The sequence below is a fragment of the Streptomyces soli genome (assembly GCF_003999195.1).
Lineage (GTDB): Bacteria > Actinomycetota > Actinomycetes > Streptomycetales > Streptomycetaceae > Actinacidiphila > Actinacidiphila soli.
This window is the reverse complement of sequence record NZ_RJVR01000338.1, coordinates 42763-67172: the sequence shown is the minus strand read 5'-3', so window position 1 is coordinate 67172 and position 24410 is coordinate 42763. Positions and strand designations below refer to the sequence as shown.

The window sequence follows — 24410 nt, the reverse complement described above, 5'->3', positions numbered from 1 at the left end:
AGGGGGCGGGACGGACGAGCATCTTCCCGGTGTTCTCGCCCCTGAGCATGCCCAGGAAGGCCTCGACGGTGTGCTCGAAGCCGTCCACCACGGTCTCGTCCGACACCACTCGCCCGGACTGGATGTGCGGCACGACGAACCGCTCCAACTCCTCCCGTGCGTCGCCGTGGTTGGCGACCAGGCAGCCTTCGAGGCGCAGGCTCTTGCCGACGACGTCACAGAGTTTGCGCGGGGCGGCGGGTGGCGCGTCCAGGCTGTTGTACTGCGCGACGGCGCCGCACCAGGCGATCCGGCCGTATTCGCGCAGCGATCCGATCGCCGCCTCGAGGTGGTCGCCGCCGACGTTGTCGAAGTAGACGTCGATGCCCTCCGGGGCGGCCTGGGCCAGCAGTTCGCTCACCGGGCCGGACCGGTAGTCGAAGGCGGCATCGAAGCCGAGCTCCTCCGTGAGGTGCTTCACCTTCGCCGCCGATCCGGCGCTGCCGATCACCCGGCCCGCGCCGAGCAACCGGGCCATCCGGCCGACCGCGCTGCCGACCGCCCCTGCCGCCGCCGACACGAAGATGTCCTCACCGGGCTGCAGCCGCGCCACCCGGGTCAGCCCGACGTACGCGGAGAGTCCGGTACCGCCGAGGATGCCGAGGTGGGCGCTGAGCGGTACGTCCGCGTACTGGGTCAGGACGCGGGCATCGGCGGCAGTGACGACGGCATGCGTACGCCAGGCGTGGCGGTGGAAGTCCAGCTACCCGACCGCCAGTTCCGGGGCTCGGGAGTCGACGACCCGCCCGATGGAGCGCCCTTCGAGGGGCGCGTGGAGATCCCAGCCGCCCTGGTCCATCTCTCTCCTTGCGTGGGAATCCCGGCCTTCAGGCCGGGCGGGAAACGCGCCCCTGACCAGCGAGATCGCGAGCTACGGAATAGGTGCGGTGGTCGATCTCGATGTCTTCTTCGAAGTGCGGCGGGTCTTCCGCGCACCGAGCCAGGCCGTTTTCTGGAGCTTGACCGAGCCGCAGGAACTCGCGCGATATCGGCGGTACATCGACCGAACTGGTCCTCACCCAGGGCGACTTCGCCGCTGAGCCGCCCCACGCTCCTCACCACGAAGGCTGGGCTCGGAGTCTCGACAAGCTGGACGAGCTGATCTAGTCAGCCGCGTCACCCGACCAGCACCCCGAGCGGGTCGTCCAGGACCGGCTGCCACGCCAACTCAGCAGCGCCGACGAGGCTGTTGTGGTCCAGGGCGCAGCCCAGCAGCGGGACGCTGCCGCTGCGGCCCCACAGGCTGCGGTCGGCGACGACGGCGCGCAGGCGGTCGGGGTCGGCCTCCAGCAGGTCACGGTGGAGGCCGCCGAGGAGGATGCGGTCGGGGTTGAGGACGTTGACGAGGCCGGCCAGTCCGAGGCCGAGGCGGTCGATGAGGGCACGGGCAGCGGCACGTACGGAGGGGTCGGCGTACTCCTCGCGGAGTAGGGCGGTGGCCTGTTCGATGAGGGAGCCCGCCGGGCCGGGGGTGCGGCCGGCCTCTTCGAGGAAGGCGAGCGGGTCGACCTCGACGTCGAGGCAGCCGCGGCCGCCGCAGTGGCAAGGGCGGCCTTCGGGGTTGACGGTGAAGTGGCCGACTTCCAGGGCGAGTCCGGAGCTGCCGGTGTGGAGCCGGCCGTCCAGGACGAGGGCGCCGCCGACGCCGCGGTGCCCGGTGGCGACGACCAGCAGATCCTGGGCGCACTGGCCGGCGCCGTGGCGATGCTCGGCGAGGGCGCCGAGGTTGATGTCGTTGCCGACGAAGCAGGTGACGGGGGCGCCGGTGGGCCCGGTGATGCCGGCCCGGGCGATCTGCTCGGTGAAGATGTCCAGGACCGGCGCGCCGGCCGGCCAGGCGAGGTGCAGCGGATTGAGGGCGGTGCCCTCGGGCTGGGCGACGGCGGAGGGCACGGCGAGGCCGGCGCCGACGCAGGTCCGCCCCGTGTCGCGCAGCAGTCCCGCCCCGGCGTCGACGACCGCTCCGAGGACGTGCGCCGGGTCGGCGGGCACAGTCATGCAGCCGGGGGCGGTGGCCACGACGTGCCCGCCGAGGCCGACGAGGGCGGCGCGGAAGCCGTCGGAGTGCACCTGGGCAGCGAGAACAACGGGGCCTTCGGGGTCGACCTCGAGGCGGTGCGAGGGCCGGCCCTGGGCGCCGGCCGGGCCGCCGGGGCGGGTGTCGACCCGAATCAGCCGGAGTGCCTCGAGCTCGGCGGCGACGGCGCCCGCCGTCGCACGGGTCACGCCGAGTTCGGCGGTCAGGACGGCGCGCGTCGGCGCGCGCCCGGTGTGCACGAGGGCGAGCGCGGGGCCGAGAGCGCCGCGGCCCCTCTCCAACCTTGTCCGAGTCTGGGTCACCCTCCTATTCTGACTTTGTGCCGACCCTAAACAAAATACGGAGGGCATTCGCCGGACCGTGCCGCAGGCCGTCCAGTCCGACCGACCTTCCGCTCAGGCGGCTCAGAGCCGCGCTGACGCTCTTCTTCGCCCTCGACGGCTTCATCTTCGCGGGCTGGGTGGTGCGTATCCCCGCCATCAAGGAGCAGGTCGGCGCGTCCGCGAGTGCCCTCGGCCTCGCGCTGCTCGGCGTATCGGCGGGCGCGGTCGCCACGATGCTCGTGACCGGACGGCTCTGCCGGATCTTCGGCACCCGCGAGGTCACCATCGGCACCTCCGTCCTGTTGTCGCTCAGCGTCGTGCTGCCTCCGCTGACCCCGTCGGCGCTCACGCTCGGCCTGGTGCTGCTCATCTTCGGCGTGGCGTACGGCGGCATGAATGTGGCGATGAACAGCGTCGCCGTCGACCTGGTCGCCGCGCTGCACCGCCCGGTCATGCCGAGCTTTCATGCCGCGTACAGCCTGGGTGCGCTGGTCGGCGCGGGTCTCGGCGGCATCCTGGCGCCGCATCTGACCCCGACCCGGCATCTGCTGCTGCTCGTTCCGCTGGGGCTGCTGGGGACGTTCTTCGCGGGGCGCGTGCTGATGTCGTACGAGCTGCCGCGCCCGGTCCCGGCGACTCATACGAGTACGACCACAGGCCCGGCAGCCGGACCAGGAGCGGCGGCGGCCCCACGGCGGGTGGGCGTGATGGTGGGCGTCTTCGGACTGATCGGGCTCTGCACGGCGTACGGCGAGGGGGCGCTGGCCGAGTGGGGGCCGCTGCACATCAAGGAGGACCTTGGCGGCGGGCCGGGGCTCGCGGCGGCCGGTTACGCGGCGGTGGCGCTGGCGATGACCGTGGGGCGGCTGTCGGGCACGGCGTTGCTGGAACAGCTGGGGCAGACTCGGATGCTGGTGGCCGGCGGGCTGACGGCGTGCGGCGGGATGCTGGTGGCGGCGTTCGGGCCGTTCGTGTGGCTGGTGCTCATCGGCTTCGCCCTGACCGGGCTCGGCCTGGCCAACATCTTCCCGGTGGCCATCGGCCGGGCCGGCGCGCTCGGCGGGTCGAACGGCGTGGCCACCGCGTCGACCCTGGGCTACGCGGGCTTCCTGCTCGGGCCGCCCGCCATCGGCTTCCTGACCGACGCCGTGGGACTGCCGACGGCCCTGACGACAGTCGCGCTGCTGGCCCTGCTGTCGGCGGTCATCGCCCTCGTGGTGCGCAACACCTCCGTACGGGCGGACACTTGAGGGGGGAAGGCATGAGGACCTACGCGAATCGCCGCGAATCGCCTCTGGAGGAGACATGCGTGTCCCGCCCTGGCTGTCCGCCACCGCCCGCTCCACTTACCGCGAGCGGGCGCCACGCGTCTACCTGTGCCTGGTGGCAGCCGCGCTGTTCCTGCTGCTCATCGACACCGCCTTCATCAGCCACCAGGACGCATCCTTCTTGGGCATCTGGCTTCTGCTGCTCACCCTCCCGTGGGCCCCGATGCTCTGGGCCCTGTTCGACGCGATCAGCGGCGCCGGCACGATGGAGGTCGTCTACGGCTGGGGCGGAAGGGTGCTCGCGGTGACCGGGATGCTGGTCGCCGCGCTGATCAACGCCGTACTGCTGGGCGTGGTGTCGCGGTACTACCGGGAGCGGCGCGGCAGGGGCGTTGTCAGACCCTGATGGCACAATCGCGACATGGAGACCGACAGGTTCATCGAGGTGTTGCGCCGGGAGGGCGGGCTGCTGGCGGCCGCCGCCGAGAAGGCCGGGGGCGAGGCCGAGGTGCCGCCGTGCCCGGGGTGGCGGGTGAGCGATCTCGTACGGCACCAGGGCATCGTGCACCGCTGGGCGGCCGGTTTCGTGACGGAGCGGCGGATGAGCGCGGTGCCCATAGCCGGTGAGTCCCCCGAGGACGAGGCGCTGCTGCCGTGGTTCCGCGAGGGGCACGCGTATCTCGTGGACTCGCTGGTGGCCGCGCCGCCGGACCTGGAGTGCTGGTACTTCCTGCGGGCCCCGTCGGCGCGGGAGTTCTGGGCGCGTCGGCAGGCGCACGAGACGACGGTGCACCGGGTGGACGCGGAGACCGCGCAGGGCGCGGACCTGTCCCCCATCGAAGCCGGATTCGCCGCCGACGGGATCGACGAGTTGCTGACCGGCTTCCACCGCCGGGCCAAGAGCAAGGTGCGTACGGAGGCGCCCCGGACCCTGCGGGTCGAGGCGGTGGACATACCGGCCGGGCGGGGTGGCGACTGGCTGGTGGCGCTCTCGCCGGAGCCGCCGCAGACCGAGCCCGGAGGCGCGGGCGACGCGGACTGCACGGTGCGCGGCAGGGCGGCGGAGCTGTACCTCGCACTGTGGAACCGGGGTCCGTACGAGGGGCTGGAGATATCCGGCGACGCGGCGATCATGGACCTCTGGCGGCGTGCGGCGGCGATCGTCTAGCGTGCCCCCATGGCTCGTCGTCCCACCACTCCCCGGTCCACCCGTCGCATGGTCAACTGGTGGCTGCCGTATCTCTTCTCGGGGGTGCGGGTGCTGGAGCTGGCCGACGACTGGAGTTCGGCGCGGGTCCGGCTGCGGCTGCGCTGGTTCAACCGCAATTACGTCGGGACGCATTTCGGCGGCTCGCTGTTCGCGATGAGCGACCCGTTCTGGATGCTCCTGATCACGAACAGCCTCGGCCGGGAGTACGCGGTGTGGGACAAGGCGGCCGAGATCGACTTCGTGTCGCCGGGGAAGGGCGATGTCTTCGCCGAGTTCAAGCTGACCGAGGACCGGCTGGAGGAGATTCGGCGGCTCACGGAGGACGGCGGCAAGGCGTTGGTCTGGTTCGAGAACGAGGTGCTCGCCGCCGACGGCACGGTCGTGGCGAAGGTGCGCAAGCAGCTCTACGTACGGCGGAAGCCGGCTTCGCGCTGAGGCTGCCCCGCCTCGGGCTCGTCAGCCGCTGCTGAGCATCCGCTCGAGGACGGCACGCTGGACGGGCTTGGCCTGGGCGTGACGCTCGCGGCCGGCGTCGGTCAGCGCGACGCGTACGCCCCGCCGGTCCTCGGCGCAGATCCCACGGCTGACCAGGCCTTCCTTCTCCAGGCGGCCGACCAGCCGGGACAGCGCGCTCTGGCTCAGGTGCACGCGGTCCGCCAGCTCCTGGACGCGGAAGCTGCAGCCTCCGTCGTCCGGACTGCTCTCGGCGAGGATGTCGAGGACCTCGAAATCGCTCGCGCCCAGCCCGTGCTGGTGCAGCTCACGGTCGAGTTCACACGCGGTGCGGGCGTGCAGGGCGAGGACCTCCCGCCACTGCTCCACGAGCGCATGCTCACTCTTCACGCCGGTCATGGGTGCACGGTACCAGAAAATGCCAGCTGAATGCACGGGAATTAAATGCACTTGCATTGAATGCATGCGCATGGAAATCTGGTGGGCATGACCTCTCCGCACACCACCGTCCCCGGTGCCGGTACAGCGTCCGAACAGGGGTGGAGCCCACGCCAGTGGGGCACCTTGCTGGTGCTCTGCGCCGCGCTCTTCCTCGACGCACTCGACGTCTCAATGGTCGGCGTCGCCCTGCCGTCCATCGCTCACGACCTCGACCTGTCCACCTCGTCACTCCAGTGGATCGTGAGCGGCTACATCCTGGGCTACGGCGGACTGCTGCTGCTCGGCGGCCGCGCCGCCGACCTGCTCGGCCGCCGCCGGGTCTTCCTCATCGCCCTGGCCGTCTTCGCCGCCGCGTCCCTGCTCGGCGGCCTGGTCGACTCCGGCGAACTACTGATCGCCTCCCGCTTCATCAAGGGCCTGAGCGCCGCCTTCACCGCGCCCGCCGGGCTCTCCATCATCACCACCTCTTTCGCCGAGGGCCCGCTCCGCAACCGCGCGCTCAGCATCTACACCACCTGTGGCGCCACCGGCTTCTCCATGGGCCTGGTGCTGTCCGGACTCCTCACCGAGGTCGGCTGGCGCTGGACGATGCTGCTGCCTGCGCCCATCGCGCTGGTCGCCCTCGTCGCAGGACTCCGGCTGATCCCCCGAAGCCCCCGCGAGCACGGCCCCGGCCGCGGCTACGACCTGCCCGGCGCCCTCACCGGCACCGGCGCGACGCTGCTGCTGGTCTTCACCGTCGTACAGGCCCCCGAGGTGGGCTGGGCGTCGGCTCGTACCCTGGGGTCGTTCGCCGTGGTCGCCGCGTTGCTGGCCGCCTTCGTCGCGATCGAGACGCGCAGCGCCCACCCGCTGATCCGGCTCGGCGTCTTCCGTTCCGCCGACCAGATCCGCGCCAATCTCGGCGGCGCCGCCTTCTTCGGCTCGTACGTCGGCTTCCAGTTCCTGGTCACCCAGTACATGCAGTCGCTGCTGGGCTGGTCCGCGCTGCAGACGGCGCTCGCCTTCCTGCCGGCCGGGGCCCTGGTGGCCGTCGCCTCGACCCGGATCGGGCCGCTGGTGGACCGGTTCGGCACCCCACGGGTGATCGCGGCAGGCTTCGCCGCGCTCGTCGTCGGCTATGTGCTCTTCCTGCGGATCAGCCTCACCCCGCAGTACGCGGCCGTGATCCTGCCGTCGATGCTGCTGCTCGGCGCGGCCTGCGCCCTGGTCTTCCCCTCGCTCAACATCCAGGCCACCAACGGGGTCAAGGACGACGAGCAGGGCATGGTCTCCGGGCTGCTCAACACCTCGTTCCAGGTGGGCGGCGCCATCTTCCTCGCCATCGTGACGGCGGTCGTCACGGCGAACGCCGGTCACGGCACGGGAGCGGGCACGCCCCAGGCCGTGCTCGACAGCTACCGGCCGGGCCTGGTCGTGGTCAGCGCGGTCGCCGTCGGCGGCCTGCTGATCACCCTCACCGGGCTGCGCCGTCGGCGCGAGCCGTACGGGATTCTGGTCGCGTCGTCCACGGAATCGGCGCCTACTGCCGCCGACGCCACCGCTGACGCCGTGGTCGTGGCCGACTGACACCGCCTCAAACCCCGTCCGGCTCCGCGCTCCCGGGGGAATGAGCGGGGCCGGACGGCCCGTCCTAGAGCCCACGGTTTACTCCCGCGCGAGCGTCGGACCCGCGTGGGAGACTGGCGGAACCGCAATTCAGGGGGAGGAGCGGTCCGATGCGCAGGGCTCGCACACAGGCGGAACGGGACTCCGTGACCGTCGAGATCATGTACGCGGCGGTGACCGGGGCTTTTCTGGCCGCCGGCGCCCTGGCCGCGATAGCCAGCCCGGTGCTGGCCGGGCAGGCGCACGGCACGGCGGGTGACGGCTGGATCACCATCGGGGTGATCGTCGCGGCCGCCGTGTTCTGCGGCCGGGTGGGGCTCGTGCTGCGCCGCTTCGAGCGGACCGGCCGCCAGCCCGGCGGTCAGCCGAGCCAGCCGGGCCGTACCAAGCCGGACTCGTAGGCGAGGACGACGAGTTGCGCCCGGTCGCGGGCGCCCAGCTTGATCATCGTGCGGCTCACATGGGTCTTGGCGGTGAGCGGGCTGACCACCAGCCGGCGGGCGATCTCCTCGTTGGACAGGCCGATCCCGACCAGGGCCATCACCTCGCGTTCGCGCTCGGTGAGGTGCTCCAGGCTCGCGGCGGCGGCCGGTTCCTTCGAACGGGCTGCGAACTCCTCGATGAGCCGTCGCGTCACCCCGGGCGAGAGCAGGGCGTCCCCGTCCACCACCGCCCGTACGGCGCGCACCAGTTCCTCCGGCTCGGTGTCCTTGACCAGGAAGCCGGAGGCGCCGGCGCGGATCGCCTCGAAGACGTACTCGTCGAGCTCGAAGGTGGTGAGGATGACGACCCTGACTTTGGCCAGCTCCTGATCCGCGGTGATCCGCCGGGTCGCCTCCAGACCGTCCATGACGGGCATCCGGATGTCCATCAGCACGGCGTCAGGGGTGAGTTCGCGCACCAGGCGCAGCGCCTCGGCGCCGTCGGAGGCCTCGCCCACGACCTCGATGCCGGGCTGCGCGTCGAGCAGCGCCGCGAACCCGGCGCGCACCAGCGCCTGGTCGTCGGCGAGCAGTACCCGGATCATCGACTCTCCTTGTCGGCCTTGTTGAGCTTCACGGCCGTCTCTGTCTTGTCGGTCTCGGCGAAGGGCAGGTGGGCGACGACGCGGAAGCCGCCGTTCTGGCCGGGGCCGGCCTCGACGGTGCCGCCGAGGGCCGCGGCGCGCTCGCGCATGCCGACCAAGCCGTTGCCGCCGCCGGTGTCTCCGGTAGTGGTGGCCGGGCCGTCGTCCTCGACGCCGATCGTGAGCTCCCCGGGGCGGTATCCGATGCGTACGCGTGCGGTGCGCGAGCCGGAGTGCCGGACGATGTTGGTGAGCGCCTCCTGCACGATACGGAAGGCGGCGAGGTCCGCGCCGGGCGACAGCGGTACCCGGGCCCCCTCCTCCGCGACCTCGACGGCCAACCCGGCGCCCGCTGCCTGTTCGGCCAGTTCGGGCAGCCGGTCCAGGCCGGGGGCGGGCGAGCGGGGCGCGTCGCCGGGACCCCGCAGGGCGCCCAGCACCTGGCGGACCTCGCCGAGGGCTTCCTTGCTGGCCGACTTGATGGTGGCGAGCGCGGCGCGGGCCTGTTCCGGGCGCTCGTCGATGAGGGCGAGCGCCACGCCCGCCTGGACGTTGATGAGGGAGATGCTGTGCGCCAGTACGTCGTGCAGCTCACGGGCGATCCGCAGCCGCTCCTCGTCGGCACGCCTGCGTTCGGCCTCGGCCCGCTCCTTCCGCTGCCGGGCGAACTGCTCCCGGCGTACGCGTACGAGTTCGCCGACGGCGAGGATCGCGAGCAGCCAGGCACCGGCGCCCGAGGCCTCGGTCCAGGAGGCGGGGCCGTCACCGGCGGGCGGCAGCCATCGGTAGAGCCACATCCCGGTCACCAGGTGGCCCGCGTAGACCAGGGCGGCGATGACGATGACGGCGCGGCGGTGGCCCGCGGCGAGCGCGACGAAGTAGGCGGTGACGAGGCTGACGAAGACCGGTCCGTACGGGTACCCGAGGGCGACGTACGCCAGGGTGACCGCCGAGGTGCCCGCGGCCACGGCGACCGGGGCGCGGTGGCGCAGGAGAAGCAGGGCCGGGCCGGCCAGGACCAGGACGTAGCCGAGGGCGTCCAGGTGGATGCGGCCGGTCTGGCGGTGATCGGCGCCTGCGGTGCCGACCACCTGGAACACGGCGATGGCGAGCGAGGAGACCCACGGGTAGCGGCGGCCCGGCCCCCGGTCGGGGCCGCGCCACAGCCAGGGCGGCCCCACGTCGGCAGGCCGCCGGAACCGGGTGTCGTCCGTCATGCGGCCACGCTAGACCGGAGGCGGGGCCTTCGGCGTCCGCTGGTGGTGGTGACCGTGTCTACTCCGCCGGGAGTACGGGGCTCCGCCGGATTCCCACCTGGTGAGCGAGTGCGGCGACGGTGTGGTCGAAGAACTCGTCGCGCGCGTCGACCACCCGCTCGAACTGGCCGAAGAGCTCGAAGCTGATCAGCCCGAAGAGCTGCGCCCAGGCGGCGACCAGTCCCGCCACGGCGCCGGCCGGCAGATTGCGGTCGAGGTCCCTGACGAGCCGCCATGCGTCGGCGCGTACGCCTTCGGGGATCGGCGTCACGGTCTCGTCAGGCAGCACCAGCGCTCCGGCGGCATGGGCGTCCTCGGCGACGGCGATCAGGGCGAGGCCGACCCGGGAGGCGGGTCCGATCGTGTCCAGCGGTGCGCTGTAGCCCGGCACGGGTGAGCCGTAGATCAGGGCGTATTCATGCGGATGGGCCAGTGCCCAGCCCCGTACGGCGCGGCAGACGGCTATCCAGCGCTGGACGGGGTCCTCGCTCCGGGACCGGTCGAGGGCCTGCTCCGCATCCTCACCGAGGGAGTCGTACGCGTCGATGATGAGGGCGGTCAGCAGGTCGTCCCGGCTGGCGAAGTAGCGGTAGAGCGCCGAGGAGACCATGCCGAGCTCACGGGCGACGGCCCGCAGGGACAGTCTCGAGGGGCCTTCGGCCAGGAGCTGGCGGCGCGCCTCCTCCTTGATGGCGGCGGTCACTTCGATTCGGGCCCGTTCCCTGGCTCCTCGGATGACGCTCATGGGGCAAGTGTGCCATCGATCGGAGCGACGACCAACAACGAGAACACCGCTCTTGTTTTTGTGGCGGGCCGATGCAACACTGATCTCAGGAGAGAGCACCGCTCACACTTACCGAGGGAGACGCCATGTCGTCCGATCACGTCATGAAGCCCGGCTGGTTCACGGTCAATGTCTTCAACCGCACCGTCGCCTGGCTGACCCGCAGGGGGCTCAGCGTGTGGGGCTCGCGCGTGCTCGCCGTCCGAGGCCGCAAGAGCGGCGAATGGCGACGCACCCCGGTCAATCTGCTCACCTTCAACGGCGAGCGTTACCTGGTCGCCCCGCGCGGCCACGTGCAGTGGACGCACAACATGCGGGCCGCGGGGGGCGGGCAGCTCCTGCTGGGCAAGGGAGTCGAGGAGTTCACGGCGACCGAGATAGCCGACGAGGACAAGGTGCAGGTGCTGCGGGCCTACCTCAAGCGCTGGAAGGCGGAGGTCGGCGTGTTCTTCGGCGGGGTCGGTCCCGATTCGTCGGACGAGGAGCTGAGGGCCATAGCCCCCAAGCACCCCGTCTTCCGAATCACGGCGGTCAGCTGAAGGTCACCGTCACCTTGGTGAAGCCCAGCGAGGTCAGCAGTTGCTGGAGCATGGCGCGGGTGTTGGCCTCGGCGCGGCTGCCGAGCCCGCTGTCCTTCGCGGCGGCCTGGATCTTGTCCGCCGCGAGCGACTGCACCTGCTCCTGCTGCTGATCGGGAATCGACGAGAAGAAGTCGGAGATCCGGTCGAAGAAGCCGCGCTGTTGGGCGACGACGTAGGAGCGCTTGGGGTCGAGCGAGGTGCGCTCCAGGTTGGCGTGCGGCAGCTTGATGGTCGCGGAGGTGCGGTCGTCGGAGACCTTGACCGCGTTGTCGCTGAGATTTCCGAACTCAACGTAGGCATTGACGCTGCCGGCGCCGACGTAGAGAGTGCGCCTTCCGCGCACCGCGTCGGGGAGGAATGTGGCGTCCTTCTGCAGGTCCACGATGACCTGGAAGTTCCCACTGGCACCCTCGAAACGGCTCATGTCCTTGATTGACTTGAGCACCACAGGGCCGCTGCGGTCCTTGGTCGTCTCGGCAAAGGGATTGGGCAGACCCGGGATCAGGTCGGCCTTGGCGACAAGAACAAGCAGTCCGGCGAGCACGAGCAGTCCGGCGGCGAGCCGGGCCCACCAGGGCATCCGGCCGGCGTCGTTACGTACGGGCATGGGTTTCGGCACCTCCTGGAAGGTGTGTGCCCCCGAACTGGCCTTCTAAGAGGGGTTATTGCCACAGCTCTGTCACGGTTGGCCGCTCGCGGCTGGCGGTGACTGTCAGCAGGTCACGGCCGGTCCACGGCCGACAGCGCACGACGGGCCAGCGGGTGGGTCCGCACCAGTTCGGCGAGCGAACTGGAACCCCGCACGATCTTGGCGAAAGCGTTCCACGCGGGCGGAAAGGTGGTGAGCACGGCATGCAGCAGCCCCGGGCGTTTCTCGAACAGGGCCATCATCCGCCGCCCCACGCCCATCTCCACGCCGAGTCCTGCCTTGACCGCGAAGGCGTAGTTGAGCGCCTGGCGGCGGGCGTCCACCGCGTCGTGCGCCTCGGAGATACGGACCGCCCACTCCCCCGCCAGCCGGCCGGAGCGCAGCGCGTACGAGATGCCCTCGCGGGTCCACGGCTCCAGCAGGCCCGCCGCGTCACCGCAGACCAGCACCCGGCCCCGGGACAGCGGGGAGTCGTCGGAACGGCAGCGGGTCAGATGGCCGGAGGAGATGCTCGGCTCGAAGCCGGCGAGGCCGAGGCGGGCGATGAAGTCGTCCAGATAGCGCTTGGTCGCGCCGCCCTCGCCCCGGGCCGAGATGACCCCGACCGTGAGCGAGTCGCCCTTGGGGAAGACCCAGCCGTAACTGCCGGGCAGCGGGCCCCAGTCGATGAGCACCCGGCCCGCCCAGTCCTCGGCCACCTCCGGCGGCACCGGGATCTCGGCCTCCAGGCCCAGGTCGACCTGGGCCAGCTTGACGCCGACGTGGGCGCCTATCCGGCTGGCGCTGCCATCCGCGCCGACCACCGCCCGGGCGAGTACGGTCTCGCCGTCGCTCAGGACCACCGCGACGGTGCGCCGGTCCGGGACGGCCGTGCCGTGCTGCTCGACCCGGGAGACGGCCGTGCCGGTCCGGAGCTGGGCCCCGGCGCGCTGAGCCGCCTCCACGAGGCCGGCGTCGAACTCCGGGCGGTTGATGAGCCCGAAGAGCATCTGCCGGGAGCGCTTGGTACGGACCAGCCTCCCGTTGAGGCTGAAGGTCACCGCGTGCACCCGGTCGCGCAGCGGGAGCTCGAACCCGGGCGGCAGCGCGTCCCGGGACGGGCCGATGATGCCGCCGCCGCAGGTCTTGTAGCGGGGCAGCTCAGCCTTCTCCAGCAGCAGTACCCGGCGCCCCGCGGTCGCCGCCGCATAGGCCGCCGAGGCCCCGGCGGGACCCGCGCCGACCACGACGACGTCCCAGACCGCCTCCTGCCCGGCTTCGTCCGCCGAACCGCTGTCCTGCGCCCCTTGCTCGCTGCTCACGTATCCGTCCGCTCCCGATCGACCCGCCGACTGCCGTCGCCCCTGCTCAGCCGCATCCTATTGCGCGTTGCTGAGTGGTCCGCCTGTGGCACCATCGAGCACGACCCACCGTAACCACGAACAACGCGTTCGCAGGCCGCACCCACAAGGAGCGCTCATGTCCGCCGTCCCGTCCGCCGCCCCCCTCGCGGCGACCGTCGCCGCGCTGATGCCACGGGCACGTACCGAGCTCGCCGAGCTCGTTTCGTACCGGTCGGTCGCGGACCCCCGGCAGTTCCCGAAGAGCGAGTGCGAGGACGCCGCCCGCTGGGTCGCGGAGGTGCTGGAGACCGAGGGCTTCCAAGACGTGGCGGTCCTCGACACCCCGGACGGCACGCAGTCGGTGTACGGGTACCTGGTGGGCCCCGAGGGGGCGCCCACGGTGCTGCTGTACGCGCACTACGACGTGCAGCCGCCGCTGGACGAGGCGGCCTGGCTCTCCCCTCCCTTCGAGCTGACCGAGCGCGACGGCCGCTGGTACGCGCGGGGTGCCGCCGACTGCAAGGGCGGCCTCATCATGCACCTGACCGCGCTCCGGGCGCTGCGCGCGCAGGGCGGGGTGCCGGTGAACGTCAAGGTCATCGTGGAGGGCTCGGAGGAGCAGGGCACCGGCGGTCTGGAGCGCTACGCCGAAAGCCACCCCGAGCTGCTCACGGCGGACACGATCGTCATCGGCGACACCGGCAACTTCCGGCTCGGCCTGCCGACGGTCACGGCGACGCTGCGCGGCATGACGCTGGTCGAGGTGCAGGTCAGCACGCTTGAGGGCAATCTGCACTCCGGGCAGTTCGGCGGCGCGGCCCCCGACGCGCTCGCCGCCCTGATCCGGATCCTCGACTCGCTGCGCGACGAGACCGGCGCGACCACGGTCGACGGGCTGGCCGCCGACGAGGCCTGGCAGGGCCTGCAGTACCCGGAGGACGACTTCCGGGGCGACGCAAGGGTCCTGGACGGCGTCGGCCTGGTCGGCGCCGGCACCATCGCCGACCGGCTGTGGGCCCGGCCCGCGGTCAGCGTGCTCGGCATCGACGCCCCGCCGGTCGTCGGCGCGACCCCGTCCGTCCAGGCCCGCGCGGGTGCCCTGGTGAGCCTGCGCGTCCCGCCGGGCGTCGACGCCCAGGAGGCCGCCAAGCTGCTCGCCGCCCACCTCGAGGCGGCGGCCCCCTGGGGTGCCCACGTCGAGGTGACCCAGCGCGGCAGCGGCCAGGCGTTCCGCGCCGACACCTCCAGCCCCGCCTACGTCGCCATGGCCGATGCCATGCACGCCGCCTACGGCACGGACCTGCAGGTCGCCGGCCAGGGCGGCTCCATCCCGCTCTGCAACACCCTCGCCACGCTCTACCCGGAGGCGGAGATCCTGCTGATCGGCCTCAGCGAGCCCGAAGCGCGGATCCACGCCGTGAACGAGAGCGTCTCCCCGGAAGAGCTGGAGAAGCTGTCCCTCGCGGAGGCGCTGTTCTTGCAGAACTACGCGGCGTCCAAGGCCTAGCCGTGTTTTAGCAGTCGCTGATCGGCCTGGTTGGCCGTCCCGGGAAGTGGCGGGCTGCATGCGCAGCCTGTTGCCCTGGTCCCTATCAGGGCAGGCGGAGGTAGGCGAGCGCGGTCAGGAGGGGGTGAACTGCGAGGCAGTTCACCCAAGTTGCTGGCACGGCCTGGCCCAGGCGCATGACACGCGTCCCGCCAACGGCACTATCGCCGCAAACGGCGCCCAAGCTGCCGACAGCAACGACGGCCGGGGTGGCGACGGAGGCCTCCGCGGCTACCAGATCGTCACAAAGGTGTTCCCCACCGCAGCCAACGGCACACCGCAGACCGCCCCGTGCCCCAGCCGCAAGAGGGTCACCGGCGGCGGCGTCCTGGTGCCCGTCGGTGTTGTGCAGGGCAGTTACCCCACCGCCGACGGCCAGGGATGGATGGGTGTCGGGTTCTCGAACGGCACCGGTGGCATCACCGTCTACGCCGTCTGCGTCGACCGAGGCCGCGGCATCTGACCCTCCCTCCGATCGAGGTCGGCGATCCGGGGAGCCAGATCCACGCCGAAAGACGTCCAGGGGTCGGTCCACGGTCCAGCACATGGCGCCCCGGACGGGCGCGTCGCCCTAGCCGCCGACCGGGACGCCGGCTTCGAGGTTGAGGACGGTGGCGCGCTCGCGGGCGCGCAGGGCCCAGCGGAGGCGGGAGAGCCGTACCGGGGGGAGCATCGAGGCGGCCTCGTCCTCGGTGGCGAAGCGCCAGCCGCGCAGCTCGGCGCCGGGCAGCAGGAGGCGTTCGGCGTCGGCGGCGCGCAGGCGGCCGCCGTCGAAGAGCAGGCGGAGGCCGCCGTAGCCGGGCGGGTTGGGCGATTCCCAGTCGACGACCAGGAGCCGGGGGACGGTGGGGAGTTCGAGGCCGAGCTCCTCGGCGACCTCACGCATGCCGGCCCGCGCCGGGGGCTCCCCGCGCTCGACGACACCGCCGGGGAACTCCCAGCCGGGCTTGTAGGTCGGGTCGACGAGCAGCACCCGGTCGTGCTCGTCGAAGAGCAGCACTCCGGCCGCCAGCGTCTCGGCGGTCGGCTCGGGGGTCTGCACGATGTCGCAGGCCCCCTCCCCCGCCCGGACCGCCTCGGCGATCCGTTCTGCGGTCTGCCGCGAGTCGAGCGCGCCCGTGTCGATGACGTGCGCGTCGGCGGTGATCCAGGGCAGCGCCTCCGTGTAGGCGGCGAGGTGGCCCAGACACCAGCTACGTACGGAGGCGCTGGCCTCGGGGTCGCCGGGGAAGTCCCCGCGCTGGGCGATTCGGTCGCGCAGGATCGTTTCCTCAGCGTGCAGCAGCACATGCCGCACCGGTATCCGCCGGGAGGAGAGGCCGCCGAAGATCTCATCGCGGTAGTCCTGCCGCAGCAGCGTCATCGGCACGATGAGCGGGCCGCCGACCTCGCTCAGCAGAGCTGCGGCCGTGTCGACGACGAGCCGCCGCCAGGACGGCAGGTCCTGGTAGTCCGAGACCTCCCCGAGCCGCTTCTCCGGTAGCAGCAACCGCAGCCCGCTGCCGATGAGTTCCGGCTCGTAGAGCAGGCTGCCCGGTAGCAGATCTAGCAGTTCGCGTGCCGCGCTGGTCTTGCCCGCGCCGAAGGTGCCGTTGAGCCAGACGATCACGGTGCCCCCTCTTCCGTAGCCCCCTACGAATTGCCCGGATCATCGCCTGCGGCAAACGCGACGGCCCTTTCAGGGGGTCAGCAGGGGGTCAACCCCCGTCACAGCCAACTACACACAATCGAACGCGAACAAAGCGCTCTCAGCCTCAACAGGGCAGGTTGTCAAGGGTTCTGCGGGATATCGAACAGTTGCCACCGACCTCTTCCAACAACCTCCAACAGCATCTACCGTAAGCGATCGTACGTATGACAGGGACATGACGTTCCGTAATCCTGCGAGGACGGAGGCACCGGAACCCATGCGCGATCTGCATAACCGCATCTCAAGTCCAAGCGCCGCTCGAAGAGTCACCGGAATCCTGGCCGCCGCACTGCTCTGCGCGACGGCCCTCGCGGTCCCCGTGACCGCCGCGGCCGCCACGACCACCGGCACATCCGATGACGCGACCCCCCAGCTCGCCAACGGGCTCGCGCTCACTCCGCCGATGGGCTTCAACAACTGGAACTCGACCAACTGCCGGGCCGAGTTCAACGAGACGATGGTCGAGGGCATCGCCGACATCTTCGTCAACAAGGGTCTCAAGGCCGCCGGCTACCAGTACGTCAACCTCGACGACTGCTGGGCCCTGCCGCAGCGCGACAGCGACGGCAAGCTGGTCCCCGACCCCGTGCGATTCCCCCACGGCATCAAGGCCGTTGCCGCCTACGTCCACGCCAAGGGTCTCAAGCTGGGTATCTACACCAGCGCCGGCACCAAGACCTGCAACGACGCAGGCTTCCCCGGTGCCCTCGGGCACGAGTACAGCGACGCCCAGCAATTCGCGGACTGGGGAGTCGACTACCTCAAGTACGACAACTGCAACAACCAGGGCGTGGACGCGGTTCAGCGCTACACCACCATGCGCGACGCCCTCGCCGCCGCCTCCAAAAGCACGGGCCGCCCCATCGTCTACAGCATCTGCGAATGGGGCTCGAACTCCCCGTGGACCTGGGCATCCGACGTCGGCAACCTGTGGCGCACCACCGGTGACATCAGCGACAACTGGTCGAGCATGCTGTCGATCTTCAAGCAGAACGCCCCGCTGGCCCCCTACGCCGGCCCCGGCCACTGGAACGACCCCGACATGCTGGAGGTCGGCAACGGCGGCATGACGGACACCGAATACCGCAGCCACTTCAGCCTCTGGTCGATCATGGCGGCCCCGCTGCTCATCGGCTCCGACCTGCGCAGCGCCACCCAGGCGACGTACGACATCATCGGCAACCGCGACGTCATCGCGGTCGACCAGGACAGCCTCGGCAAGCAGGGCACAGTCGTGTCGTCCGTGGACGGCCGCTGGGTGATCAGCAAGGAGCTGGCCGACGGCAGCCGTGCCGTCGTGCTCTTCAACGAGACCGGCCGGCCGCAGCACATCGCGACCACCGCGTCGGCCGTCGGGCTGCCCGGCAGGTCCGCGTACAAGCTCCGCGACCTGTGGCAACACAAGAACTACAACACCGCTGGCGCCGTCTCCGCGACCGTCCCGGCCCACGGCACCGTGCTCTACCGGGTCTCGGCCGACCGCCACTGGGCCTCCTACCCGCCGGCCGTCGAGGCCGGTGTCAGCGAGGCGCCCCTGGTCGAGGCTGGGACTCCGGTGCCCCTGACGACGACGGTCACCAACCTGGGCCGCACCCCGGCGATCTCCGGCAGCGTCGCCCTCGGCGGCCCTCAGGGCTGGCGGGTCAAGGCCACCTCGCCCACGAGAACCGCCGCCCTGTCCACCGGCAGAAAGCTGACCACCTCCTGGACCGTCACCGCACCGGCCGGCACCGCGAGCGGCGCATACGACCTCACCCTCACCGCCGCCTACCGATCACCCACCGGAGACGCGGCGCGGTCCGAACTCGCCACCATCGCCTACGTGGTCGTACCGCCTCCTGACGGCACCTCGTACGTCAGCGACCTGACCTGGATGAGTGCGACGAACGGATGGGGGCCGGTCGAGAAGGACACCAGCGTCGGCGAGAGCGCGGCAGGCGACGGCCACCCGATCACCATCGGCGGCACGGTCTACGCCAAGGGCCTCGGGGCGCACGCGCTCAGCACGATCGAGTACTACGCCGGGGCCCGCTGCGACACCTTCTCCGCGCAGGTCGGCGTGGACGACGAGAAGGGCGCCAACGGCACCGTCGCCTTCCAGGTCTGGGCCGACGACGCGCTGGTCGCCTCGACCGGCGTGCTCACCAACGCCGAACCGGCGCAGGCCCTGACCGCCGACCTGACCAGGGCCAAGACCTTTCGGCTCGTCGTCACCGACGGCGGCGACGGCGGCGACAGCGACCACGCGGACTGGGCGGACGCCAAGATCACCTGCGCGGCCTGAGGCCGTCCATCACCACCCCCAGGGCGCGGGCCCGCACCAGCGGGTCCGCGCCCGCCTGCTCCGCCCCGAGCGAGGCGCCGATGAGCACCGCCATCAGCTCGGGCAGCCCGATGTCGTCCCGTACGGCGCCCGCCTCCTGGGCCCGTCGCAGCAGCAGCGCCAGCGCCTCCCCCAGCCCGGCTGCGCCCTCCGCGTGGGCGCGGCCCACGTCGACTCCGGCGTCGGTGAGGGCGTTCGCGAAGGCACGTTTCGCGCCGGACTGCTCGACGATCAGGGCGAAGAAGCCGAAGAAGGCCTCACCGGGGTCCTTGGCCTCCGACAACGCCTCGGCCTGCTCCGCGAGGCGCCGCAGGTGCGCGGTGAACACCGCTTCCAGGAGCGCTTCCTTGGTCGGGAAGTGCCGGAACACGGTGCCGATGCCGACGCCCGCCGCCTTGGCGATCTCCTCGGTCGAGGCGGAGGTGCCGCGCTCGGCGAAGACCGCGTCGGCGACGTCGAGGATGCGGGCGCGGTTGCGGGCGGCGTCGGCGCGCAGCGGCTTGGTGTCGGTCATCGGTCACCCTTGACAAACGGAGTGGTCAGTCCGAATCTAGTTACCGGAGTCATGACTCCAATTCTATCCCGGACCCCGGAGGCCAGCATGCCCGCAACCCCTTCACCCCGCGAGGTCCTCGACCAGCTCCACCAGCGCATCTCCGAAGGCCGTTGGGCAGAGCTCTACGAGCTGTACGCCGAGGACGTCGTCGTCGACATCCCGCTCGCCAAGCCGGAGCCCGAACACGTCGAGGGGCACGAGACGATCCGCAAGCACTTCGCGGCGGCCGAAGGCTTCTTCGCCCTCCAGGTCGTCGGCGACAGGGTCGTTCACGAGACCACCGACCCGGAGGTGGTGATCGCCGAGTTCGACTACGAGGGCCAGGTCATCGCGACCGGGCGGACCTTCCGCGTCTCCAACGTGCAGGTGGTCCGGGTCCGCGACGGGCTGATCGTCGAATCGCGCGACTACCACGACCACTTCGCGATGGCGGCGGCCACCGGCCAACTGCCCGAGCTGGTGGCGGCGCTCAGCCCCCAGGAGTGAACGCGGCCAGCCGCAGCGCCTGCGCCGCCGCGGCGGCCGCCCCGACCAGGCCCGCGTCCGTGCCGAGTTCGGCCGGTACGACCTTGAGGCCGGAGGCGAAGGACAGCGTCGCGTAACGGGCGAGGTGGGCGCGCAGCGGGCCCAAGAGCAGCGGGCCCGCCCCGGCGGCCACGCCGCCGCCGATCACGACCACGCCGAGCTCCACCAAGGTCGCCGTCGCGGCGATCCCGGCGGCGAGGGCCTGGGCGGCGCGGTCGAAGGACGCGAGGGCCAGCGGGTCGCCGGCCCTGGCCGAGTCGGCCACGGCGGCGGCGGTCGGCTCCGCGCCCGGGGCGGGCAGCCAGCCTGAATCCAGCGCGCGGCGGGCGATGTTGGGCCCGCTGGCCAGCCGCTCCACGCAGCCGCGCGAACCGCAGGGGCACAGGTCGCCGTCGAGGTCCACACTGATGTGGCCGATGTGGCCCGCGTTGCCTGTCGGCCCGGGGTGCACGGTCCCGCCGAGCACCAGGCCGCCGCCGACTCCGGTCGAGACGACCATGCACAGGGCGTTGTCGTAGCCGCGCGCGGCGCCGAGCCAGTGCTCGGCAGCGGCGATGGCCACTCCGTCGCCGGTGAGGACGACCGGGAGCGCCCCGGCCGCCTCCGTCACCCCGCCGACCAGCGGGTAGCCGCGCCACCCGGGTACGTTCACCGGGCTGACGGTGCCCACGGACGCGTCCACCGGGCCGGCGCTCCCGATGCCGACCGCCACGACCGCCGCCCACCGCGGGTCGGCGCGCAGTTCGGCGACCACCTCGCCGACGGCCCGCATCACGGTCGCCCCGTCCTCCCGGGCCGGGGTCGGCCGCAGGGCCCGAACGAGCAGCCTGCCGCCGGGGTCCACCAGCGCACCGGCGATCTTCGTGCCGCCGATGTCCAGGGCGGCGATAAGGGGTCCGGGCTCGGCGGACGGCCGGGACGCGGCAGGCGTCTCGGCCGTGGATTCGGTGCGCATGGCGGTAGTCTCACCCTTTGTTGACAACGTTGTCCAGCCCCTAGGATCCGCCCGTGACCGATATCGCGCGGACTGCCCGCCCCACCATGAAGGACGTCGCGGCCCGGGCCGGGGTCGGCCTCAAGACCGTATCGCGCGTCGTCAACGAGGAACCCGGCGTCACCGACGACACCATCGCCCGAGTCCAGGCCGCGATCGACGCGCTCGGCTTCCGCCGCAACGACAGCGCGCGGCTGCTCCGCAAAGGCCGTACGGCCAGCATCGGGCTCGTCCTCGAGGACCTGGCCGACCCCTTCTACGCCCCCCTCAGCCGGGCCGTCGAGGACCTCGCCCGCGCCCACTCGACCCTGCTGTTCACCGGCTCAAGCGCGGAGAACGCCGAACGCGAGCAGGAGCTGACGCTGGCCTTCTGCGCCCGGCGCGTCGACGGCCTGGTGATCGTCCCCGCCAGCGACGACCACCGCTACCTCGAGCCCGAGATCGCGGCCGGCGTCGCCACCGTCTTCGTGGACCGCCCCGCCGGCGGGATCGACGCGGACGTCGTCCTCAGCGACAACGCGGGCGGTACGCGGGACGGCGTCGCGCACCTCATCGCCCACGGCCACCGCCGCATCGGCTTCATCGCCGACCAGCCCCACATCCACACCGCCGCGCAGCGGCTGCGCGGCTACCGCGAGGCGATGGCGGCCGCGGGTCTGCCGGTGCACGACGGCTGGATCTCGTCCGGGCCGACCACGCCCGAGCACGTACGGGCGGAGCTCGAGCGCATGCTGTCGGGGCCGGAGCCGGTGACCGCGCTCTTCGCTGGCAACAACCGGATCACGGTGACCGCGGTACGCGTCCTCGCCAACCGGCCCGCGCACCCCGTCGCACTGGTCGGCTTCGACGACTTCGAACTGGCGGATCTGCTGCGCCCCGCGATCACCGTCGTCGCCCAGGATCCCGGCGAACTCGGCCGTACGGCCGCCCGCCTGCTCTTCCGGCGCCTCGACGGCTCGGCCGGGCCCCCAAGCCGCGTCGAGCTGCCCTGTCGGCTCATCGCACGCGGCTCCGGCGAGATCGCGCCCGCGGCCTGAGGGGTGTGCCCCACCGGCCGGGGTAGGGCACGGCAGCAGGACAAACATTGACATCGGACGGGTGTGACGATTCGATGCGTTGTGATCGAGAAGGACCGAGAAGGGATACCGCATGGCGCTGACCGACATGCCGCTGGACGATCTGCGCGCGTACCGGCCCGCGATAGCCGAGCCCGAGGACTTCGACAGCTTCTGGTCCAAGACCCTGGCCACCGCCCGCGACGCGGCCGCCGGGCCGGCCGAGTACCGGCTCGTCGAGGACTCGCCGCTCACCACCGTGGATGTCTTCGACGTACGGTTCCCGGGCTGGGGCGGCCAGCCCGTCGCGGCCTGGCTGCTGTTGCCGCGCGGGGCCTCGGGGCCGTTGCCCGCCGTGGTCAGCTACATCGGTTACAGCGGCGGCCGGGGCCTCTACCACGAGAACCTGCTGTGGAGCGCTGCCGGCTACGCCCATCTCATCGTCGACAGCCGTGGCCAGGGCCATGACACCCCCGACCCGGATCCGATGCCCGGCCCGCAGTACGTCGGCGGCTTCATGACGCGCGGGGTGGAGGATCCCGAGCACTACTACTACCGCCGCCTGATGACCGACTGCGTACGCGCCGTGGAGGTGCTGCGCGAGCACCCCGCCGTCGACCCGGCCCGCGTCGTCGTCGCCGGGGCCAGCCAGGGCGGCGGCCTGGCCCTCTCGGTGGCGTCCCTCGCCAAGGACGCGGTGGCGGCCGCGTTGATCGACGTGCCTTTCCTGTGCCACTTCCGGCGCGGTGCGGATTCCGCGGACACGGGACCGTACCCGGAGCTCGCGACCTATCTGAGCGTCCACAAGCGCATCGACCCGGACCTTGTCTTCTCGACGTTGAACTACTTCGACGGCGTCCACTTCGCCCCCCGGGCGACCGCCCCCGCGCTCTTCAGCGTCGGCCTGATGGATCCGATCTGCCCGCCGTCCACCGTCTACGCGGCGTACAACCGCTACGCCGGCGAGAAGGACATCCGCGTCTGGCAGTTCGGCGACCACGGCGGCGGCCGGGGCTCCCAGCCGTACGAACAGCTGCTGTGGCTGCGGGAGCGCGGACTCGCCCCGGCCTGAGCCCATTCGGCATGCCGGTCCCGTCCGGTCGCCCCGGTCGGGACCGGGGGCGATCGGACGGGCAGGGCAGCTGCGCCGGCTATGCCCTCGGTGACCGCGTCAGCGCGACAGCTTGTCGACGGGCTTGAACTTCGCTTCGCCGCCTTCGAGGTTCTTGTTGAGGAAGTCGTGACGCGCGCGCCGGTGGGTCTGATCGATCCACCCGGCCACCCCGGGGACGGTCTTGCGCCGGGTCTCGCGCGTCAGGTTGGGAATCACACGGGCGAGCGGGGCGTAGCGCCACAGCCCGGGGTCGGGCAGGGCCGTCTGGCTGTAGCTGTCCTCGCCCAGGTAGAAGCGGGCGTGGCCGAGCTGCGCCTTGTACCGCAGTTTGCCGTAGACCTGACTCAGGCCGCGGGCGTCCTGCGCGGGAAGGAAGGGTGTCCATGAAGGACGAGCAGAGCGACTGGGAGTCCTTGCTCGGGTTGGGCACCTCGACGAGCGAGATCAGCACCTGGGCCTTGAAGGCATCCGTCACGGTCTCCGGGTACCACGGCGCCTCGGCACCCATCAGATATCCGACGTAGCGCCAATGGTGCATCATCGCCTCGATGTCAGCGTCGGTGGGCAGGTAACCGAGGAGTTTGAGCTGCTGCCCGGGGGCGAAGGAGCTCAGGAGCAGCGTGCGGCTCGACGGCGTGGTGCTGACCTCGAATGTGCTGGGGCACTACTTCGGCGATCCGGCCCTTGAGCCGGTCCTGGCCGAGCTGGCACGCCGGCAGATACCGGTCTTCGTACACCCGGTGGACTGCCCGCACATCGACGTCCTCGGCTTCGGCCGCCCCAGCTCGATCGTCGAATTCCCCTTCGACACCGCGCGCACCATCACCAACGCCCTCTACACCGGCGTCTTCCAGCGCCATCCGGGGCTGCGGCTGATCCTGGCGCACTGCGGAGGGGTGCTGCCCATGCTCGGCTGGCGGATCGCCGAACACACCGTCAGGCCGTGGCCCGGACGACGCGGACATCGATCCCGCACACGTCACCGAGGTGCTGCGAGGGCTCTACTACGAGACCGCCCTGGCCGGCAGCCGCAACTCGCTGCTGCCGACGCTCGAGGTGACCACCTCGGATCACATCCTCTTCGGCACGGACTGGCCCGCCGCCCCGGAACCCACGGTCGTCCGCAACATCGACAACCTCACCGGCTTCGACGGCTTCACCAAGGACGAACTACGAGGCGTGGAGCGCGACAACGCGCTCAGGCTGTTCCCCCGGTTCGCCTGACCTCGGCGAGCAGATCCCAGACCCACTCGACGGCCTCGTCGGCGGTGGCGGGAAGACTCGCCGCGCGACCGAGCCGCCGCGCGACGGCACGGGCGGAACCACGGCCAGCGCCTGCACCTCGGCGTGAACGAGAAGGCCCCGTGGTGACACCGACCCGAAGCGCTGGTTGCGTCCGCGACCGAGGATGTTCTCCGTCCCGTCGGTGATCACCGCGCCGACGGAGATCCCTCCGTCACGGTAGGACTGCCAGGCCATCTCCAGGGCCGCCCGCCACGGCCGGTCAAGCGTCGACCAGGACTCCTGAGCTGACCCCTGCGCCGGCACCGCGCCGGCACCGCGCCGGGC

The 24410-nt window shown here is 71.6% G+C and carries 27 protein-coding genes and 2 pseudogenes; 16 read left to right on the top strand and 13 right to left on the bottom strand.

The features are described 5' to 3' along the window. Positions 1-4 precede the first annotated feature (4 nt). Together EFK10_RS41265 and EFK10_RS41260 are read right to left on the bottom strand one after the other, a co-directional pair. Positions 5-859: pseudogene (locus EFK10_RS41265) on the bottom strand (zinc-binding dehydrogenase); the annotation flags it as partial. Positions 860-1155: 296 nt separating this feature from the next. Then, the gene (locus EFK10_RS41260; RefSeq protein ID WP_127360784.1) at positions 1156-2379 is read right to left on the bottom strand and encodes an ROK family protein; all 1224 of its coding nucleotides are present in this window, start codon (positions 2377-2379) and stop codon (positions 1156-1158) included. 17 nt (positions 2380-2396) lie between these two features. Here EFK10_RS41260 and EFK10_RS41255 point away from each other — a divergent pair, with 17 nt between their 5' ends. Genes EFK10_RS41255 through EFK10_RS41240 form a run of 4 tightly spaced genes read left to right on the top strand, consistent with a single transcriptional unit; the run spans position 2397 to position 5313 of the window. Continuing rightward, the gene (locus tag EFK10_RS41255) at positions 2397-3650 is read left to right on the top strand and encodes an MFS transporter (RefSeq protein WP_127360783.1); all 1254 of its coding nucleotides are present in this window, start codon (positions 2397-2399) and stop codon (positions 3648-3650) included. 55 nt (positions 3651-3705) lie between these two features. Next, positions 3706-4074 carry an SCO4225 family membrane protein gene (locus EFK10_RS41250; RefSeq protein WP_127360782.1) on the top strand — a complete coding sequence of 123 codons (369 nt, stop codon included), beginning with the start codon at positions 3706-3708 and terminating at the stop codon, positions 4072-4074. Between the two features lie 15 nt (positions 4075-4089). After that, entirely contained in the window at positions 4090-4836 is a 747-nt protein-coding gene (locus EFK10_RS41245) for a maleylpyruvate isomerase family mycothiol-dependent enzyme (protein WP_127360781.1), read from the top strand. 9 nt (positions 4837-4845) lie between these two features. Beyond that, entirely contained in the window at positions 4846-5313 is a 468-nt protein-coding gene (locus EFK10_RS41240; RefSeq protein ID WP_127360780.1) for a DUF4442 domain-containing protein, read from the top strand. Positions 5314-5334: 21 nt separating this feature from the next. Here the strand turns inward: EFK10_RS41240 and EFK10_RS41235 are convergent, their stop codons facing one another. Next, positions 5335-5730, bottom strand: a complete 396-nt coding sequence (locus EFK10_RS41235; RefSeq protein ID WP_127360779.1) for a MarR family winged helix-turn-helix transcriptional regulator — start codon at positions 5728-5730, stop codon at positions 5335-5337. 87 nt (positions 5731-5817) lie between these two features. Here EFK10_RS41235 and EFK10_RS41230 point away from each other — a divergent pair, with 87 nt between their 5' ends. Together EFK10_RS41230 and EFK10_RS41225 are read left to right on the top strand one after the other, a co-directional pair. Next, positions 5818-7341 (top strand): MFS transporter, encoded by a 1524-nt coding sequence (locus EFK10_RS41230; RefSeq protein WP_127360778.1) that lies wholly within the window; start codon positions 5818-5820, stop codon positions 7339-7341. 149 nt (positions 7342-7490) lie between these two features. Further along, positions 7491-7781: a DUF6332 family protein gene (locus EFK10_RS41225; protein ID WP_127360777.1), complete on the top strand. Its 291-nt coding sequence runs from the start codon at positions 7491-7493 to the stop codon at positions 7779-7781. Here EFK10_RS41225 and EFK10_RS41220 read toward each other — a convergent pair. The 3 genes from EFK10_RS41220 to EFK10_RS41210 are packed head-to-tail and all read right to left on the bottom strand — an operon-like array spanning position 7742 to position 10447. Beyond that, the gene (locus EFK10_RS41220) at positions 7742-8407 is read right to left on the bottom strand and encodes a response regulator transcription factor (RefSeq protein WP_127360776.1); all 666 of its coding nucleotides are present in this window, start codon (positions 8405-8407) and stop codon (positions 7742-7744) included. The two genes, EFK10_RS41225 and EFK10_RS41220, sit on opposite strands and share 40 nt — an antisense overlap. Continuing rightward, the gene (locus EFK10_RS41215; RefSeq protein ID WP_127360775.1) at positions 8404-9663 is read right to left on the bottom strand and encodes a sensor histidine kinase; all 1260 of its coding nucleotides are present in this window, start codon (positions 9661-9663) and stop codon (positions 8404-8406) included. The genes EFK10_RS41220 and EFK10_RS41215 overlap by 4 nt, the downstream gene beginning before the upstream one ends. Before the next feature lie 58 nt (positions 9664-9721). Continuing rightward, positions 9722-10447, bottom strand: a complete 726-nt coding sequence (locus tag EFK10_RS41210; RefSeq protein WP_127360774.1) for a TetR/AcrR family transcriptional regulator — start codon at positions 10445-10447, stop codon at positions 9722-9724. Positions 10448-10572: 125 nt separating this feature from the next. Between EFK10_RS41210 and EFK10_RS41205 the strand changes: the two genes are divergently transcribed. Then, positions 10573-11025: a nitroreductase family deazaflavin-dependent oxidoreductase gene (locus EFK10_RS41205; protein WP_127360773.1), complete on the top strand. Its 453-nt coding sequence runs from the start codon at positions 10573-10575 to the stop codon at positions 11023-11025. Here the strand turns inward: EFK10_RS41205 and EFK10_RS41200 are convergent. Together EFK10_RS41200 and EFK10_RS41195 are read right to left on the bottom strand one after the other, a co-directional pair. Next, the gene (locus EFK10_RS41200) at positions 11018-11674 is read right to left on the bottom strand and encodes a DUF4230 domain-containing protein (protein WP_127360772.1); all 657 of its coding nucleotides are present in this window, start codon (positions 11672-11674) and stop codon (positions 11018-11020) included. The genes EFK10_RS41205 and EFK10_RS41200 overlap by 8 nt on opposite strands. Positions 11675-11787: 113 nt before the next feature. Next, positions 11788-13017 (bottom strand): geranylgeranyl reductase family protein, encoded by a 1230-nt coding sequence (locus EFK10_RS41195; protein WP_127360771.1) that lies wholly within the window; start codon positions 13015-13017, stop codon positions 11788-11790. 157 nt (positions 13018-13174) lie between these two features. Here EFK10_RS41195 and EFK10_RS41190 point away from each other — a divergent pair, with 157 nt between their 5' ends. Beyond that, positions 13175-14545: a dipeptidase gene (locus EFK10_RS41190; RefSeq protein ID WP_127360770.1), complete on the top strand. Its 1371-nt coding sequence runs from the start codon at positions 13175-13177 to the stop codon at positions 14543-14545. A 124-nt stretch (positions 14546-14669) separates the two neighbouring features. Beyond that, on the top strand, positions 14670-15047 hold the full coding sequence (locus tag EFK10_RS41185) for a hypothetical protein (RefSeq protein ID WP_127360769.1): 378 nt from the start codon (positions 14670-14672) through the stop codon (positions 15045-15047). 108 nt (positions 15048-15155) lie between these two features. Here the strand turns inward: EFK10_RS41185 and EFK10_RS41180 are convergent, their stop codons facing one another. Further along, positions 15156-16193, bottom strand: coding sequence for an NUDIX hydrolase (locus EFK10_RS41180; RefSeq protein ID WP_127360768.1), 1038 nt, complete (start codon positions 16191-16193; stop codon positions 15156-15158). 298 nt (positions 16194-16491) lie between these two features. Between EFK10_RS41180 and EFK10_RS41175 the strand changes: the two genes are divergently transcribed. Next, the gene (locus EFK10_RS41175) at positions 16492-18558 is read left to right on the top strand and encodes an NPCBM/NEW2 domain-containing protein (protein ID WP_127360767.1); all 2067 of its coding nucleotides are present in this window, start codon (positions 16492-16494) and stop codon (positions 18556-18558) included. Here the strand turns inward: EFK10_RS41175 and EFK10_RS41170 are convergent. After that, a complete protein-coding gene (locus EFK10_RS41170) occupies positions 18542-19111 on the bottom strand; it encodes a TetR/AcrR family transcriptional regulator (RefSeq protein ID WP_127360766.1) in 570 nt (189 codons plus the stop codon). The genes EFK10_RS41175 and EFK10_RS41170 overlap by 17 nt on opposite strands. Positions 19112-19198: 87 nt before the next feature. Between EFK10_RS41170 and EFK10_RS41165 the strand changes: the two genes are divergently transcribed. After that, positions 19199-19639 (top strand): nuclear transport factor 2 family protein, encoded by a 441-nt coding sequence (locus EFK10_RS41165; RefSeq protein ID WP_164836357.1) that lies wholly within the window; start codon positions 19199-19201, stop codon positions 19637-19639. Here EFK10_RS41165 and EFK10_RS41160 read toward each other — a convergent pair. Beyond that, entirely contained in the window at positions 19623-20633 is a 1011-nt protein-coding gene (locus tag EFK10_RS41160; protein WP_127360764.1) for an ROK family protein, read from the bottom strand. The two genes, EFK10_RS41165 and EFK10_RS41160, sit on opposite strands and share 17 nt — an antisense overlap. Before the next feature lie 86 nt (positions 20634-20719). Between EFK10_RS41160 and EFK10_RS41155 the strand changes: the two genes are divergently transcribed. Together EFK10_RS41155 and EFK10_RS41150 are read left to right on the top strand one after the other, a co-directional pair. Beyond that, complete coding sequence (locus tag EFK10_RS41155) at positions 20720-21709, top strand: LacI family DNA-binding transcriptional regulator (protein ID WP_127360800.1); 990 nt, start codon at positions 20720-20722, stop codon at positions 21707-21709. 112 nt (positions 21710-21821) lie between these two features. After that, entirely contained in the window at positions 21822-22799 is a 978-nt protein-coding gene (locus EFK10_RS41150) for an acetylxylan esterase (RefSeq protein WP_127360763.1), read from the top strand. A gap of 99 nt (positions 22800-22898) precedes the next feature. Here the strand turns inward: EFK10_RS41150 and EFK10_RS51460 are convergent, their stop codons facing one another. Next, positions 22899-23057 carry a hypothetical protein gene (locus tag EFK10_RS51460; RefSeq protein WP_240677787.1) on the bottom strand — a complete coding sequence of 53 codons (159 nt, stop codon included), beginning with the start codon at positions 23055-23057 and terminating at the stop codon, positions 22899-22901. Positions 23058-23224: 167 nt separating this feature from the next. Here EFK10_RS51460 and EFK10_RS51455 point away from each other — a divergent pair, with 167 nt between their 5' ends. The 3 genes and pseudogenes from EFK10_RS51455 (at position 23225) to EFK10_RS52410 (ending at position 24065) form a co-directional block, all read left to right on the top strand. Next, positions 23225-23365, top strand: a complete 141-nt coding sequence (locus EFK10_RS51455) for a hypothetical protein (RefSeq protein WP_240677786.1) — start codon at positions 23225-23227, stop codon at positions 23363-23365. Positions 23366-23422: 57 nt separating this feature from the next. After that, a pseudogene (locus tag EFK10_RS53645) lies at positions 23423-23773 on the top strand (amidohydrolase family protein); the annotation flags it as partial. 55 nt (positions 23774-23828) lie between these two features. Further along, a complete protein-coding gene (locus EFK10_RS52410; protein ID WP_206305798.1) occupies positions 23829-24065 on the top strand; it encodes an amidohydrolase family protein in 237 nt (78 codons plus the stop codon). Here the strand turns inward: EFK10_RS52410 and EFK10_RS53640 are convergent. Then, complete coding sequence (locus tag EFK10_RS53640) at positions 24012-24389, bottom strand: cytidine/deoxycytidylate deaminase family protein (protein ID WP_206305797.1); 378 nt, start codon at positions 24387-24389, stop codon at positions 24012-24014. The two genes, EFK10_RS52410 and EFK10_RS53640, sit on opposite strands and share 54 nt — an antisense overlap. Positions 24390-24410 lie beyond the last annotated feature (21 nt).

Coding starts and splice junctions, on each gene's coding strand:
- EFK10_RS41250 (WP_127360782.1), top strand. CDS start 3,706: ATGCGTGTCCCGCCCTGGCTGTCCGCCACCGCCCGCTCCACTTACCGC.
- EFK10_RS41155 (WP_127360800.1), top strand. CDS start 20,720: ATGAAGGACGTCGCGGCCCGGGCCGGGGTCGGCCTCAAGACCGTATCG.
- EFK10_RS41205 (WP_127360773.1), top strand. CDS start 10,573: ATGTCGTCCGATCACGTCATGAAGCCCGGCTGGTTCACGGTCAATGTC.
- EFK10_RS41225 (WP_127360777.1), top strand. CDS start 7,491: ATGCGCAGGGCTCGCACACAGGCGGAACGGGACTCCGTGACCGTCGAG.
- EFK10_RS41150 (WP_127360763.1), top strand. CDS start 21,822: ATGGCGCTGACCGACATGCCGCTGGACGATCTGCGCGCGTACCGGCCC.
- EFK10_RS41230 (WP_127360778.1), top strand. CDS start 5,818: ATGACCTCTCCGCACACCACCGTCCCCGGTGCCGGTACAGCGTCCGAA.
- EFK10_RS41215 (WP_127360775.1), bottom strand. CDS start 9,663: ATGACGGACGACACCCGGTTCCGGCGGCCTGCCGACGTGGGGCCGCCC.
- EFK10_RS41210 (WP_127360774.1), bottom strand. CDS start 10,447: ATGAGCGTCATCCGAGGAGCCAGGGAACGGGCCCGAATCGAAGTGACC.
- EFK10_RS41245 (WP_127360781.1), top strand. CDS start 4,090: ATGGAGACCGACAGGTTCATCGAGGTGTTGCGCCGGGAGGGCGGGCTG.
- EFK10_RS41160 (WP_127360764.1), bottom strand. CDS start 20,633: ATGCGCACCGAATCCACGGCCGAGACGCCTGCCGCGTCCCGGCCGTCC.
- EFK10_RS41190 (WP_127360770.1), top strand. CDS start 13,175: ATGTCCGCCGTCCCGTCCGCCGCCCCCCTCGCGGCGACCGTCGCCGCG.
- EFK10_RS51455 (WP_240677786.1), top strand. CDS start 23,225: ATGAAGGACGAGCAGAGCGACTGGGAGTCCTTGCTCGGGTTGGGCACC.
- EFK10_RS41240 (WP_127360780.1), top strand. CDS start 4,846: ATGGCTCGTCGTCCCACCACTCCCCGGTCCACCCGTCGCATGGTCAAC.
- EFK10_RS41170 (WP_127360766.1), bottom strand. CDS start 19,111: ATGACCGACACCAAGCCGCTGCGCGCCGACGCCGCCCGCAACCGCGCC.
- EFK10_RS41235 (WP_127360779.1), bottom strand. CDS start 5,730: ATGACCGGCGTGAAGAGTGAGCATGCGCTCGTGGAGCAGTGGCGGGAG.
- EFK10_RS41220 (WP_127360776.1), bottom strand. CDS start 8,407: ATGATCCGGGTACTGCTCGCCGACGACCAGGCGCTGGTGCGCGCCGGG.
- EFK10_RS41175 (WP_127360767.1), top strand. CDS start 16,492: ATGCGCGATCTGCATAACCGCATCTCAAGTCCAAGCGCCGCTCGAAGA.
- EFK10_RS41165 (WP_164836357.1), top strand. CDS start 19,199: ATGCCCGCAACCCCTTCACCCCGCGAGGTCCTCGACCAGCTCCACCAG.
- EFK10_RS41200 (WP_127360772.1), bottom strand. CDS start 11,674: ATGCCCGTACGTAACGACGCCGGCCGGATGCCCTGGTGGGCCCGGCTC.